Source organism: Stenotrophomonas sp. STK16_22 (genome assembly GCF_051984505.1).
Lineage (GTDB): Bacteria > Pseudomonadota > Gammaproteobacteria > Xanthomonadales > Xanthomonadaceae > Stenotrophomonas > Stenotrophomonas maltophilia_A.
In genome coordinates this window covers 3,173,339-3,185,593 of the sequence record NZ_CP196972.1, presented here as the reverse complement: position 1 = coordinate 3,185,593, position 12,255 = coordinate 3,173,339, and the positions used below count along the sequence as shown (strand labels likewise).

Below are 12,255 nucleotides of genomic sequence, written 5' to 3'. Positions count from 1 at the left end.
GGCGCTGCCGCCCCCATGCCCGATGCCGGCACGCGGCAAGGATGGGCATTCGTGGGCACTATCCGCCCGGAATTGTCAGCCCGGCGTCAAAATGCGCAGACGGGCTGACGAGCGGTAGGTGGGGCCGGTTGCGAGGCCCCACGTGGCTTACCAGAGGTCTTCCAGCTTGCGCGGCTTGCAGGCCACCCAGGAGGCGCACAGCATCAGGGTGGCGCAGCCGAACAGGAAGCTGAATGGGATCGTCCAGCCGTCGCTGACGGTGTGCAGCCAGCCGACCAGGAACGGCCCCAGGCAGCTGAAGCTGTAGCCCACGCCCTGCATGAACCCGGACAGCGCGGCCGAGCCGGTGGGGGTGCGGGTGCGCAGGTTGATCAGGGTCAGCGCAAGCGGGAAGGTGGACGGACCGACGCCGAGCAGGCAGGCCCACAGCAGCGGCGCCTTCATCGGGGCCACAAGCAGGCCGGTGAAGGCGATCACGAACGAGAAGAAACCGATCAGCACCAGCGGGAACGGGTTCTGCAGGCGCACCGCCATCGACGGAATGACCAGCGACGGCAGCAGGCCCAGTGCCGAGAACACGGCGACCATCACGCCGCCGAACGCGGGCGTGCCACCGGCCTCGACCACGATGCGCGGCAGCCAAGTGAACATCGAATAGGTCATCAGCGAGGTCATGCCGAACATGAGCGTCATGCTCCAGCCCAGCGACGTGCGCCAGACCTTGCCGTGCGGCTGTGCGGTGGGGTCGGTGGCGTCGGCCTGCGGCTTCGGTGCGTGCCTGGCCAGCAGCAGCCACGGCAGGGCGGCGGCCAGCGCCAGCAGCGCCCACATGCCCAGCGACACGCGCCAGCCCGCAGCATTCGCCACCGGCACTGCCAGCAGCGCCGGCAGCATCGTGCCCAGCTGCAGCACGCTGATGTACAGCGTGCTCATGGTGCCAACCTTGTTGGCGAAATAGCGCTTCACCAGCGGCGGCACCACCACGTTGCCGATGCCCATGCCGGCCAGTGCAACCACCGAACCGAGCAGCAGCGTGCCGACGTTGCCGGCGCTGGAACGCAGCAGCAGGCCGGCCATCGCCATCACCATCGCCAGCAGCGTGGTGCGTTCCAGGCCCAGGCGCCGCGCCAATGCCGGCGTGGCCACGCCGAACAGCGCGAACGAGGCGGTCGGCAGCATGCCCAGCACGCCGGTCATGGTGGTGCCGAAGCCGAACTGCTGGCCGAGCACGTCCAGCAGCGGGGTGATCGAGGTGACCGCAGTGCGCAGGTTGACCGCTGCCAGCAGGATCGCGGCAAACGCGAGGACACGACCGTGCAGCAGCGACGGCGAATCGGAAGGGGAGGAACTCATCGGTGGTCCTTGCAGGTGTCGCACGCCGCAGCAACGGCATGCAGCGCCGGCATCGGTCTACGCCGAAGCGGCAGGTGGGGGGGGGCTGCAGGAGGGCCGGCAGCGCGGCCATTGTACGTGCGCTGCGCGGCAAGGTCCCGTCACGCGGGCGGCCTGGCGCTTGATACAAAAAAACCCGGAGGACAGTGATGTCTTCCAGGCTTCTTGGTGACCACCGAAGTGGTCGGGGAGACAGGATTCGAACCTGCGACCTCTACGTCCCGAACGTAGCGCTCTACCAGACTGAGCTACACCCCGAAGGGAGCCGCCTATTCTAGCGATTCACCCCGATGGCGGCAAGGGGGGAATGCTGTTTTCTGCACACTGCCGAAGCAGTGCCACTTCAGGGAACAAAAAAGCCTGGACGATTTCACCAGGCTTCAATGCGACCACTTGAGTGGTCGGGGAGACAGGATTCGAACCTGCGACCTCTACGTCCCGAACGTAGCGCTCTACCAGACTGAGCTACACCCCGAAGGAGCCGCCTAAGATACCGTGTGAAGGCCAAGGCGGCAAGGCTTTTTTACAGCTCAGCGACGATTTTCCTTCTCGATGCGGTTCTGCTCGCGGGCTTCGAACCACATGCCGTTGAGGATGGCCACCGTCGAGGCGAGGCCGGCACCGAGAATCCAGGCGAAATACCACATGATCAGTCTCCTTCATTCCGGGTAGGTGCCGACCGTTGGTCGGCACACGTGCAAGCAATCAATACGCGTTCGGGTTGTTGCCCATCTCTTCGGTGGTGGTCTTGCCCTTCAGCACGCGGTACACCCAGGTGGTGTAGGCGAGGATGATCGGCAGGAACACCGCCGTGGCCAGCAGCATGATCCACAGGGTCAGGTGGCTGGACGAGGCGTCCCACACGGTCAGGCTGGAGGTGGGCTGGCTCGAGGACGGCAGCAGGAACGGGAAGATCGCAAAGCCGACGGTCAGGATGATGCCGGCGATGGCGGCCCCCGAGGCGATGAAGGCCAGGCCGCCGCGACGGGCCCGCAGCAGTACCGCACTGGCCAGCAGGCCGGCCAGGCCGAGCAGCGGGGCCAGGATCGTGGCCGGCATCGTGCTGTAGTTGCGCATCCAGCCGCCGGCGGCGCCCAGTTCAGCAGTCTTCAGCAGCGGATTGGTGGCGCCATCGGTGACCACCTGCGAGGTGATCTGGTAACCCGGCAGGCCGAAGGCCACCCAGGCGCCACCGACGGCGAACAGCACAAAGGCGATGATCGCGGCGATGCTGCCGAAACGGGCCGCACGTTCGGCCACCGGGCCGTCGGTCTTCAGCACCAGCATGGCGGCACCGTGGGCGACCAGCATCGACACGCTGAGCAGGCCGGCCAGCAGCGCGAAGGGCATCAGCAGGCCGAAGAACGAGCCGGTGTAGAAGATGCGCATGCTGTCATCGAAGTGGAACGGCACGCCCAGCACCACGTTGCCCACCGCCACGCCCATGATCAGCGCCGGGATGAAGCCACCGATGAACAGCGCCCAGTCCCAGGTGTTGCGCCAGCGCTCGCTGGGCATCTTGCTGCGGAACTTGAAGCCGACCGGTCGCAGGATCAGCGCGAACAGGATCACGAACATCGCCAGGTAGAACCCGGAGAAGCTGACCGCGTAGAGCGGCGGCCATGCGGCGAAGATCGCGCCGCCGCCCAGGATCAGCCACACCTGGTTGCCTTCCCATACCGGACCGATGGTATTAATCACCAGCCGGCGCTCAGCGTCGTTGCGGGCGACGAAGGGCAGCAGGGTGCCCACGCCCAGGTCGAAACCATCCATCACGGCGAAACCGATCAGCAGGATGCCGAGCAGCAGCCACCAGATCACGCGCAGCGTGGTGTAGTCCAGAAGAATGAAATCCATCTTGGTTCTCCTGCCTCAGGCCTGGCCGGCGGCCGGCGCCGAGGCATTGTGGGAAGCATGCGGCTGGGGCGACTGCAGTGACGGCAGCACCTCGTCCGGACCCTTGCGGATCGCCTTGAGCATCAGCTTGATCTCGACCACGATCAGCGCGGTGTAGATGGCAGTGAAGCCGGCCAGGGTCAGCACGATTTCATGCAGGGCCAGCCCCGATGCTGCATAGAAGGTCGGCAGCACGCCATCGACCGCCCACGGCTGGCGACCATACTCGGCCACGAACCAGCCGCACTCGATCGCGATCCACGGCGCCGGCAGCGTCCACAGGGCCAGCTTGAGGAACCAGCGCTTGTCCTGGAAATTGTTGCGGCAGGAGTAGTAGAAGGCCAGGGCGAAGAAGGCGATGAGGTAGAAGCCCAGGCCGGCCATCACGCGGAAGGTCCAGAACAACGGCATCACGCGCGGCACCGTGTCCATCGCCGCCTGCGAGATTTCCTGCGGGGTGGCGTTGAGGATGTCATCGCGATAGCGCTTGAGCAGCAGGCCGTGGCCCAGGTCCTGCCAGTGACGGTCGAACATCTCGCGCGCTTCAACGTCGTTCTTGTTGGCGCGCAGGCGTTCCAATGCACCGTAGGCCAGCTGGCCGCCACGCACGCGGTGTTCGGCGCGCTCGACCAGTTCCAGGATGCCGGGAATCGGCTGGTTCAACGAGCGGGTGGCGATCAGGCCCATCAGGTAGGGGATCTTCACCGCGTAGTCGTTCTGGTGGGTCTCCTGATTCGGGATGCCGAAGGCGGTGAAGTCGGCCGGCGCACGCTCGGTCTCCCACATCGCTTCGATCGCGGCCAGCTTCATCTTCTGGTGTTCGCTGGCGGCGTAACCGCTCTCGTCACCCAGCACGACCACCGACAGCGATGACAGCAGGCCGAACGCCGCGGCCACCGCAAACGAACGACGGGCCAGGTCCTTGTGCTTGTTGCGCAGCAGGAACAGCGCGCTGATCGCCATCACGAACACCGCACCGGTCACGTAGCCAGCGCTGACGGTGTGCACGAACTTGGCCTGCGCCACCGGGTTGAACACCACCGCCATGAAGTCGACCACTTCCATGCGCATGGTTTCCGGGTTGAACACCGCACCGGTCGGGTTCTGCATCCAGCCATTGGCCACCAGGATCCAGATCGCCGACAGGTTGGTCCCCAGCGCCATCAGCCAGGTCACCATCAGGTGCTTGACCTTGCTCAGGCGGTTCCAGCCGAAGAAGAACAGGCCGACGAAGGTGGCTTCCAGGAAGAACGCCATCAGGCCTTCGATCGCCAGTGGCGCACCGAAGATGTCACCCACGTAGTGGCTGTAGTAGGACCAGTTCATGCCGAACTGGAATTCCATGACGATGCCGGTGGCAACGCCCATGGCGAAGTTGATGCCGAACAGGACGCCCCAGAACAGGGTCATCCTGCGCCAGATCTCCTTGCCGGTCATCACATACACGCTCTCCATGATGGCCACCATGAAGGACAGGCCGAGGGTGAGCGGTACGAATAGGAAGTGGTACATCGCGGTCAGCGCGAATTGCAGCCGCGACAGTTCTACGACTGTCTGATCAATCATGGCCTGGCTACCTCGTTGGATAGTGCCGTTGCAGGTGGCGGGAAGGGTGGTCTACGGGGTGAATGATGTGACCGACTACTTCAAACAGCCTTGATCCAGATCAATGTATGAATGGGTATTCAGGAGGATCGTATGCCAACCCGATGAAGACTGCGACCGCCGGCCGCAGGGGGAGGCTGTTGCCTGCGCCTACAATGCCGTGTCTCCCCTGTTACCCGTGAAGACCCCTTGAGCGCTGCCGAAACGACCCCTGACGGCCTTTCCCCGGAAGCCGAAACGACCCGCCAGCGGCGTGCCCGCACCGCCTGGCTGGCCGATCTTGCGCGCTCCGCTCGAGGTCGCCAGCGGCTGGCGGCGCTGTGCATCAGCCTGTCTGGCGCGCTGCTGATCGGCCAGGCCGCTGCCATCGCCTGGCTGGTGCAGCAGGTGCTGGTGGAACGCGCACCGCTGGCGTCGGGCCTGCTGGTGCTCGCTGGGCTGGCGGTGATCCTGGTGCTGCGCACGCTGCTGGGCAGCGCCACCCAGGCGGCTGCCGGTGATGTGGCCGATGCTGCGCGGTTGGCGCTGCGCGAGCGTGTGTTCGCGCGCCTGCTTGGGCATGGGCCGCTGTGGCTGCGCCAGCGCCGCACCGGCGAGCTGGGCGAACTGATGCTGCATCACGGTGATGCGATCGAGAGCTATTACAGCGGCTTCCTGCCGGTGCGCACCGAAGTGGTGGTGGTGCCGCTGCTGATCCTGGCCGCAGTGGCCTGGGTGGATTGGGTGGTGGCGCTGATCCTGCTGTTCACCGCACCGCTGGTGCCGTTCTTCATGATGCTGGTGGGCTGGGGCGCTGAAGCCGCCGGCCGTGCGCAGCTGGGCGAGCTGGCGCGGATGAGCGGCCACTTCGCCGACCGCATCAAGGGTCTGGGCCTGCTGCGCCTGTATGGCCGCGGCGAGGCCGAACTGGACGGCATCGCGGCCGCCGCTGAAGGCGTGCGCGTGCGTACGATGAAGGTGCTGCGCATCGCCTTCCTGTCGTCCACGGTGCTGGAATTCTTCGCCTCGGTGAGCGTGGCGATGGTTGCGCTGTACCTGGGCCTGAGCTATCTGGGCCTGATGACGCTGCATGCAGCAGTGCCGACGCTGGGCGCTGGGCTGTTCTGCCTGCTGCTGGCGCCGGAGTTCTACGCGCCGCTGCGGCGGCTGGCCGCGCACTACCACGACCGCGCCAACGCGCTGGCCGCTGCCGCCGAGGTGGAGCGCCTGCTGCAGTCGCTGCCCGATGAGCAGGGCCTGATCGAGAACGAGATCGCGCCGCTGGCGGTGGAGCCGGCCGAGGCCGCATTGCCGCCGCTGCAGGCGCAGGGCCTGGTGCTGCGCCCGTTGGGCGCGCCGCACGACGTGCTGCAGCATCTGGATGTGCTGCTGGAACCGGGCCAGCGCCTGGCCCTGGTCGGCCCCAGCGGATCCGGCAAGAGCACGCTGCTGGAGGCACTGGCGGGATGGTTGCCGCCGCGTGCCGGCAAGCTGCAGCTGCGTCCCGGCGTGCAGGTGGCCTATGCCAGCCAGCGGCCGTACCTGTTCCACGGCAGCATCGCCGACAACCTGCGCCTGGCCGATCCCGGTGCCAGCGATGCGCGGTTGCGCGCAGTGGCCGAGGCCTCGCAGGTGCTGCAGTTCGCGCAGCGCCTGCCGCAGGGGCTGGATACCGTGATCGGCGAGCGCGGCTTCGGCCTGTCCGGTGGTGAAGCACGCCGCATCGGCCTGGCCCGCCTGCTGCTGCGCGACCCGCAGGTGCTGCTGCTGGACGAACCCACTGCGTTCCTCGATGCCGATACCGAAGCCGCGCTGCTGCGCAGCCTGGCCGCCTATGCACGTGGACGCAGCGTGGTGGTCGCCACCCACAGCCCTGCGGTGATCGCGTGGGCTGACCGTTGCCTGCTGTTGCCGGAAGGCCGCCTGGTCGAGCCGGCACAGGCGGTGCGCGCATGAGCCGTTCGCCTGATTCGCTGCGCGCGGTGTTCCTGCGCCATCGCCCGCGCCTGCTGCTGACCGTGCTGCTGCTGTGGATCACGATGCTGGCCGGCACCGCCCTGCTGGGCCTGTCCGGTGGCTTCCTGACCGCCGCTGCGCTGGCCGGTGCGGCCGGGCTGGCGCAGGGCTTCAACTTCTTTTCGCCGTCGGCCGGCATCCGCGGCCTGACCATGGCGCGCATCGTGTCGCGCTACTTCGAGAAGCTGGTCGGCCACGATGCCACGCTGCGCATCGCCCGCGATCTGCGCGTGTGGTTCTTCCGCCGCGCGCTGCCACTGGCACCGGCGCGGCTGGGGGCCACGCGTACCGGCGAACTGCTGGCACGCCTGCTGGGTGACATCAATGAGGTGGATGGCCTGCTGGTGCGTGCGATCGGGCCGCTGGTGGCGCTGGGTGCGCTGTCACTGGTGGCGATCGCCTCGGCCGCTGTGATCCTGCCGTCTGCGGCGGTACTGCTGGCGGTGCTGGCGTTGCTGATCGCCTTCGGTGTGCCGTGGCTGGGCGTGCGTGGTCGCGACGATGAGGAGGCCGACCGTGCCGCGCATCGTGCTGCCCTGCGTACCGCAGCCTTCGAAGGACTGGAGGGCGCGGGTGATCTGGCCGCGTTGCATGCCGGTGCAGCGTGGCAGTTGAAGGTGCGCGTGGCCGCCAAGCAGCTGGCTTCGCGGGATCGTCGTCGGCGCTGGCGCCTGATCGCGGCCTCGACCCTGCATGGCCTGGTCGCCGGACTGGGCCTGGTGGCGATGCTGGCGTTGGCCCTGCATGCGGCCGAACAGCAGCGCATCGCGCCGGAAATGGCAGCGGGTCTGGTGTTCCTCACCGTGGCACTGATCGAACTGTGGGCCGGCATGGGCCTGGCCTGGCAGTCACTGCAGTCCGGGCGCATCGCCGCCGATCGCCTGCAGGCCATCGTCGAGCAACCGCCGACGGTGGAGGACCCGCAGGCGCCGCAGGCGGTGCCGCAGGCCGCGCGCGTGCATTGGGACGACGTGCACTTCCAGTGGCCCGGTGCGGCGCGGCCGGTGTTGTCCGGCCTGCAGCTGACCCTGGCGCCGGGTCAGCGGATCGCGATTCGCGGCGACAGCGGCAGTGGCAAGACCACCCTGTCGAGCCTGCTGCTGCGGTTATGGGATCCGCAACAGGGACGGTTGACCTACGGGGGCCGCGACCTGCGTGATTTCGCCCAGGCCGACTGGCACCGGCAACTGGCGTGGCTGCCGCAGAACGCGCCGGTGTTTGCCGGCAGCGTGGCCGAGAACCTGCGATTGGGTGATCCCGATGCCAGTGACGCAGCGTTGTGGGCGGTACTGCGTCGCGTGCGCCTGGGCGAGTGGGCCGAGCGCAACGGTGGCCTGCAGGCCTGGGTGGGCGAGAACGGCGCGACGATGTCGGCCGGCCAGGCACGACGCCTGGCGCTGGCGCGCGCGCTGCTGCGCAATGCGCCGATCCTGCTGCTGGACGAACCGACCGAAGGCCTGGATGTGGATACCGCACGTGCGTTGCTGCAGGACCTTTCCGGGTTGCTGGACGGGCGCAGCCTGCTGATGATCACCCACGACGACCTGCCGGACGGCGTGGTGGATGCGCAGTACCGGTTGCGTGATGGGGTAGTGGTACGCGAAGCGTGAATGGTAGTGCCGGCCGCTGGCCGGCAACCTCATGGCGCTTGATATGGATACGCAATTGCCGGCCAGCGGCCGGCACTACCCATTCGAACGGTTACCGCGAGAACTCGCGCAGCATCACCGCGATCGAGGCCACGTTGGCCAGCACGCACAGCCAGAACACCCACTGGAATTCGGCTTTGCGATGCTTGTGGCGGAACAGCGCCTGGCCCAGCAGCGCGCCCGGCCAACCGCCGGCAAAGGCCAGCAACTGCAGTGTGCGCTCGGGAACACGCCACTGCTTTCGCTGCGCCGCGCGCTTGTCGTGGCCGTACAGGCCGAACGACACCGCGCTGGCGAGCAGGCACCAACCGCCCAGCCACAGCGGCAGCACGCCGCTGACCGTCAGTGCGATCAACGCACCGAATGCGGCCAGCGCGAGGTTACGCCGCCATGCCACTTACAGCGCGTCGAGGAAGCCGCGCACGGCCGGGCCGAAACGCTCGAAATCGACGAGGAAGGCGTCATGGCCCTGCGGCGACTCCAGGCTGATGAAGCGCGCATCGGCACCGCCGGCGCGCAGGCCGTCGGCGACCTGTTGCTGCTGCTGCACCGGGAACAGGATGTCGGTGTTGGCACCGATCGCCAGCGCCTTCTCCACCCGGATCTTCGCCAGCCCGGCCAGCACATCACCGTCGGCGTATTCGGCCAGGTCGAACCAGTCCATCGAACGGCTCAGGTACAGATAGCAGTTCGGATCGAAGAAGCGCACGAAGCGCCGTGCATGGCCTTCCAGATAGCTTTCCACCTGGAATTCGAGGCCGAACGGATCGTCGTCGGCCTGGTCCGAATCCAGCCGCACGCGGCCGAAGCGGCCATCCCATTCCAGTGCCGAACGGTAGGTGATCACGCCCAGCTTGCGCGCCATGCGCATGCCGGACTCGGGATACTCGGCATCGTCGTAGTGACCGCCATTCCAGCGCGGATCGAGACGGATCGCCTCGCGCTGCAGCGAACGGATCGCGATCGAGAACGGCAGTGCCTGCGCACTGCCGGAAATGTTGACGTGGCTGCGCGCAATGCCCGGATGCAGCATCAGAACGGCCAGTGCAGTCATGCCGCCCATCGAATTGCCGACCACGCAGGCCAGCTGTTCGATGCCCAGTGCACGCACGACTTCGATCGCGGCGCGTGCGCCGTCTTCGATCGACAGCTCGGGGAAGTCGAGGCGATACGGTTGGCCCGTGGCCGGGTTGAGCGAGGCGGGACCGGTCGAGCCCTTGCAGCTGCCCAGCGAATTCACGCAGACCACGAACCAGCGGTCGGTATCGATCGGCTTGCCGGGGCCGACCATGCCTTCCCACCAGCCCGGTGCCGGGTTGGCCTCGTTGGCCGCTGCATGCGCGTCCGGCGACAGGCCGGTCACGATCAGGATCGCGTTGCTGGCGTTGGCGGCCAGCGTTCCCCAGGTTTCGTAGGCCACGCGTGCGCCGTGCAGGGCGCCACCGCGCTTGAACGGGAACGGCGAGGGCAGGGCGTGGAAGCGGGTGCCGGGCGGGATGAATTCGGTCATGCAGTCATTCTAGCGGGGCCGCATGTGGAGCTGGCGACACACTGGTTTCCATCGGCGATGCACCCGGTAGTGCCGGCCGCTGGCCGGCAACCTCATGAATCGTGATGCGGCTGTGGGGTTGCCGGCCAGCGGCCGGCACTACCGCGGCGCGTTACGGGAAGCGCAGCTCCACAACACCGTCGTGGGGCAGGCTCACCTTCACCGGTACGCTCTGCAGGTCATCCTCGCTGCGGTTGGCGCTGCCGGTGCGCGAGATGCGTGCCTGCACTTCCACTTCGCGATGGGCCGACAGCGGTGCGGTTGGCATCGGACTGTCTCCGTCGCCCAGCCCGACCGTGGCCGGGAAACCGGCCAGAGGCAGCTTGCGTGCGGCCACCGGCATCGGCGGTCCACCCACGGCGCGGGCCAGCACGAATACCTGGGTGCTGGTGGGCCACTCGGCGTTGTTCAGCGCAGGCAGTTGCACGCGCACCTGCAGCAGCGCCGGTGGCGCCGCAGCGGCAGCATCGGGCGCCTGGCCGGCGGCTTCGCGGGCGATGGCGATCTGCGCCTGCAGCGCCTGCGCGGCGCCGGGCTCAAGCCGTGGCAGCAGGCCGCCCCAGATGTCGGCAGCCTCGGCATTCTTTCCGCGCTGGCGCAGGGCGATGCCCAGCAGCCAGCTGGCGCGCTCTGCATCGGGCGCCAGCGCACGAGCCTGCTGCAACCAGGCCATCGCGGTGTCATCGAACTGCTTGCCGGCATCGGCCTGCGCACGTGCCTGCGCCGCTTCCACCAGCACGCCGGGGTCTTCCGGGGCGAGAGCGGCAGCACGTGCGAAGGCATCCGCTGCGGCGGCGGCGTTGCCCAGCTCGGCCTGCGACCGGCCCAGCAACGCCCAGCCATCGGCTCGCTGCGGGTCTCGCTTCAGTGCATCCTGCAGGGCCTGCACGCCATCGCGCAGGGTGGCTACCGACGGGGTTGGTTGTACCTGTGCGGCACGCGGATCACCAACCAGCAGATACAGGCAGGCTCCGGCCACGCCCAGCGCGAGCACGCCCACCACGAAACCGCGGCGACCGTGGTGGCGCAGCGGCCACAGCACCAGCGCCGCCATCAGTGCGGCCACCAGTCCAGCCAGCATCGGCAGCCAATGGCTCACCATCCGTCTCCTTCATCGGTCTTGCTGGCGGGGGCGGCAGCAACCGTGCGGCCACGGCGGCGGACGATGCCCAGTACCACCAGCGCGCCGGCGCCAAGCACCAGCAGCGGACCGCCCCACAGCAGCCAGGTGCCCGGCTGCAGAGGCGGTTGATAGAGCACGAACTCACCGTAGCGCGCGACCAGGAACTGCTTGATCTGTGCGTCGTCGCGGCCCTGCTGCATCAGCTGCAGCACCTCGCGGCGCAGGTCCTGCGCGATCTGCGCGTTCGAGTCGGCCAACGACTGGTTCTGGCACTGCACGCAGCGCAGCTGCGCGGCCAGGTCGTGGAAGCGGCGTTCTTCGGCGCCATCGCGGAACTGCAGTGGCTGCGGATCATGCAACGGCTGCTGTGCCAGCACGGCCAGGGGCAGCATCAGAAGCAGCAATGCCAGCAGCCAGCGCATGGGCTCAGGGCGCCGTGTGCAGCGTGCTGCCGGCATTGCCCTGGGCCTTCTCGATCTTCTCCAGTGCCGGGATCAGCTTCTCGTCGACCACGCGCTGGGTCATCGCACCGCTGTACTTCCAGCGCACGACACCGCTGCCATCGACCAGGAAGGTCTCCGGTGCGGCGGTCACGCCCCAGTCGATCGCGGTGCGGCCTTCCACGTCGCTGAGCACGACCATGAACGGGTTGCCCAGCTGTTCCAGCCAATGCAGGGCATCGGTCGGTTCATCCTTCCAGTTGTAGCCGATCACGCGCACGCGCTTGCTCTCGGCGAAACGGGTCAGCACCGGGTGTTCCTCGCGGCAGGCCGCGCACCAGCTGCCCCACACGTTCAACAAGTAAGGCGCGCCGCGCAGATCGTCGCTGTGCACGATCATTTCCGGGTCGTGCAGCACCGGCAGCGCGAACGCCGGCGCCGGCTTGTCGATCAGCGCAGATGGCAGCACGTCGCGCTGCGGGTCACCCGATTTCATCACCCCGTAGATCATCAGCCCGAGCAGGCCGAAGAAGAACAGCACGCCGATCACGATGGCTACCGGCGGCAGCGGGCGGGAGGGGCGCGGGGCGGGGGACTCGGACATGG

At 67.6% G+C, this 12,255-nt stretch carries 11 protein-coding genes and 2 tRNA genes; 2 read left to right on the top strand and 11 right to left on the bottom strand.

What is annotated here, in order from left to right; genetic code table 11:
• Positions 1–147 precede the first annotated feature (147 nt).
• The 6 genes from ACSYAO_RS14930 to ACSYAO_RS14905 form a co-directional block, all read right to left on the bottom strand.
• Positions 148–1,353, bottom strand: coding sequence for a CynX/NimT family MFS transporter (locus tag ACSYAO_RS14930; RefSeq protein WP_149909175.1), 1,206 nt, complete (start codon positions 1,351–1,353; stop codon positions 148–150).
• A 220-nt stretch (positions 1,354–1,573) separates the two neighbouring features.
• Positions 1,574–1,650 (bottom strand) — tRNA-Pro (locus ACSYAO_RS14925).
• 140 nt (positions 1,651–1,790) lie between these two features.
• A tRNA-Pro gene (locus ACSYAO_RS14920) sits at positions 1,791–1,867 on the bottom strand.
• Between the two features lie 55 nt (positions 1,868–1,922).
• A complete protein-coding gene (gene cydX / locus ACSYAO_RS14915; protein WP_005410354.1) occupies positions 1,923–2,039 on the bottom strand; it encodes a cytochrome bd-I oxidase subunit CydX in 117 nt (38 codons plus the stop codon).
• A 58-nt stretch (positions 2,040–2,097) separates the two neighbouring features.
• Positions 2,098–3,249: a cytochrome d ubiquinol oxidase subunit II gene (cydB, locus tag ACSYAO_RS14910; RefSeq protein WP_014647773.1), complete on the bottom strand. Its 1,152-nt coding sequence runs from the start codon at positions 3,247–3,249 to the stop codon at positions 2,098–2,100.
• A 15-nt stretch (positions 3,250–3,264) separates the two neighbouring features.
• The gene (locus ACSYAO_RS14905; RefSeq protein ID WP_005410352.1) at positions 3,265–4,854 is read right to left on the bottom strand and encodes a cytochrome ubiquinol oxidase subunit I; all 1,590 of its coding nucleotides are present in this window, start codon (positions 4,852–4,854) and stop codon (positions 3,265–3,267) included.
• 228 nt (positions 4,855–5,082) lie between these two features.
• Here ACSYAO_RS14905 and cydD point away from each other — a divergent pair, with 228 nt between their 5' ends.
• On the top strand, positions 5,083–6,828 hold the full coding sequence (gene cydD / locus ACSYAO_RS14900; protein WP_149909176.1) for a thiol reductant ABC exporter subunit CydD: 1,746 nt from the start codon (positions 5,083–5,085) through the stop codon (positions 6,826–6,828).
• On the top strand, positions 6,825–8,498 hold the full coding sequence (gene cydC, locus ACSYAO_RS14895) for a thiol reductant ABC exporter subunit CydC (RefSeq protein WP_149909177.1): 1,674 nt from the start codon (positions 6,825–6,827) through the stop codon (positions 8,496–8,498). Before cydD ends, cydC begins: the two co-directional genes overlap by 4 nt.
• A 91-nt stretch (positions 8,499–8,589) precedes the next feature.
• Here the strand turns inward: cydC and ACSYAO_RS14890 are convergent, their stop codons facing one another.
• From ACSYAO_RS14890 to ACSYAO_RS14870, 5 genes are all read right to left on the bottom strand, one after another.
• Positions 8,590–8,934, bottom strand: a complete 345-nt coding sequence (locus ACSYAO_RS14890; protein WP_149909178.1) for a DUF1294 domain-containing protein — start codon at positions 8,932–8,934, stop codon at positions 8,590–8,592.
• A complete protein-coding gene (gene metX, locus ACSYAO_RS14885) occupies positions 8,935–10,047 on the bottom strand; it encodes a homoserine O-acetyltransferase MetX (RefSeq protein ID WP_049401130.1) in 1,113 nt (370 codons plus the stop codon).
• 151 nt (positions 10,048–10,198) lie between these two features.
• Positions 10,199–11,188 (bottom strand): tetratricopeptide repeat protein, encoded by a 990-nt coding sequence (locus tag ACSYAO_RS14880; RefSeq protein WP_149909179.1) that lies wholly within the window; start codon positions 11,186–11,188, stop codon positions 10,199–10,201.
• Positions 11,182–11,631 (bottom strand): cytochrome c-type biogenesis protein, encoded by a 450-nt coding sequence (locus ACSYAO_RS14875; RefSeq protein WP_032129419.1) that lies wholly within the window; start codon positions 11,629–11,631, stop codon positions 11,182–11,184. The genes ACSYAO_RS14880 and ACSYAO_RS14875 overlap by 7 nt, the downstream gene beginning before the upstream one ends.
• A 4-nt stretch (positions 11,632–11,635) precedes the next feature.
• On the bottom strand, positions 11,636–12,253 hold the full coding sequence (locus ACSYAO_RS14870; protein ID WP_071229730.1) for a DsbE family thiol:disulfide interchange protein: 618 nt from the start codon (positions 12,251–12,253) through the stop codon (positions 11,636–11,638).
• Positions 12,254–12,255 lie beyond the last annotated feature (2 nt).